This window comes from Cupriavidus sp. 2KB_3, from assembly GCF_052115685.1.
In the GTDB taxonomy this organism is placed as follows: domain Bacteria; phylum Pseudomonadota; class Gammaproteobacteria; order Burkholderiales; family Burkholderiaceae; genus Cupriavidus; species Cupriavidus campinensis.
The window spans coordinates 1-332 of the sequence record NZ_JBFRHD010000052.1 but is presented as its reverse complement, the minus strand read 5'-3'; the positions used below and the strand labels follow the sequence as shown (position 1 = coordinate 332).

Genomic DNA, 332 nt, shown 5'->3' with positions numbered 1-332 from the left:
CCGCCCCAGCGCAGCTTCGGCAATGACGATCGCGGCGCGCCGCGTCCCCGCCGTTTCGGTGACGACGAAGCCCGCCCGCCGCGCCGTTATGGCGATGACGAGCGCCGTCCGCCGCAACGCGGTGGCTTCGGCGGCGACGACCGCCGTCCCCCGCAGCGCGGCTTCAGCGGCGACGACCGTCGCCCGCCCCAGCGCAGCTTCGGCAATGACGATCGCGGCGCGCCGCGTCCCCGCCGTTTCGGTGACGACGAAGCCCGCCCGCCGCGCCGTTATGGCGATGACGAGCGCCGTCCGCCGCAACGCGGTGGCTTCGGCGGCGACGACCGCCGTCC

1 protein-coding gene is annotated in these 332 nt (G+C 76.2%); it reads right to left on the bottom strand.

All coding sequences use genetic code 11. The features are described from left to right. The coding region (locus AB4120_RS27630; protein WP_441643109.1) for a hypothetical protein at positions 1-332 on the bottom strand (332 nt) is incomplete at both ends.